This window comes from Aliiruegeria sabulilitoris (assembly GCF_001558155.1).
GTDB lineage: Bacteria > Pseudomonadota > Alphaproteobacteria > Rhodobacterales > Rhodobacteraceae > Tropicimonas > Tropicimonas sabulilitoris.
Genome location: NZ_LOAS01000060.1, coordinates 1 through 781, shown reverse-complemented (window position 1 = coordinate 781; position 781 = coordinate 1). Strand labels below are relative to the sequence as shown.

The 781-nt window shown below is 61.1% G+C and carries 2 protein-coding genes; one reads left to right on the top strand and one right to left on the bottom strand.

Translation table 11 applies throughout. The features are described from left to right. Positions 1–182 (top strand): tyrosine-type recombinase/integrase (locus tag AX756_RS23960; protein WP_156461667.1); only part of this gene is annotated, 182 nt, incomplete at its 5' end. Between the two features lie 194 nt (positions 183–376). On the opposite strand, the gene AX756_RS26200 is transcribed toward AX756_RS23960, so the two are convergent. After that, positions 377–781: helix-turn-helix domain-containing protein (locus AX756_RS26200; protein ID WP_197431132.1), on the bottom strand; the 405-nt coding region annotated here is incomplete at its 5' end.

The following is a 781-nucleotide window of genomic DNA, read 5'->3' as shown; positions in this document are numbered from 1 at the left end:
CGCTGCGCCACGCCGCTGCCTCGCTCTTCATCGAGCAGGGCTGGAACCCGAAGAAGATCCAGACCCTGCTCGGCTATGCCACGATCGGCATGACCATGGACACCTATGGCCACCTGTTCGACAGCTCCGAGGAGGACCTGACCATGTTCGCCAAGCTGGAGAGCGATCTGTTGGCGGCGTAGCGGCAACGGGCAAGTCTGTACTTGGAAACGCCGAATCCGGCAGGGCGATTTTATGCCATTCATATGCATTCCGCTCGGTCCCGCCGGTCAACTCCAAGGATTGGACGTCCTGCTGACGCCGCGCGCCGGGACAGCCTCCATAGGCAGCCGCCCCCACCTAGGACTTCGTGGTCTGGCGGGGGCGCAGCCTTTCCCTATTTCGATGTGATACCGGCGACATGCTCCATCCACCCGACGAGATATTGGAACATGACGAAGAGAAACTGCTTGTCGGCCCTTTGCCAATGTAGTTCGCCGTTGGGATCGGCCTGCCGCAGGATCCGAAGAACGGTGATGTCGCGATCGGTAAGCTTGGGATCGAAAACCAGGTTCAACGTGCCCCAAATCTCCGGATGGTACTCGAGCATGGCAATGCGCGCGAAGTCGATTGGATCTGCATCGCATACTTCGGCGAGCGCCGGGAAGCGTTCGATCGGCACCTTGGTCTCGCCGGTCTTCATCATCGACAGCACGTTCGGCGTTGCATAGCCCGCGCGCTGCGCGATCTCGCGTTGCGTCAGGCCCGAGTGCTCGATGGCGGTGGTCAGGAAAGCGGCGGT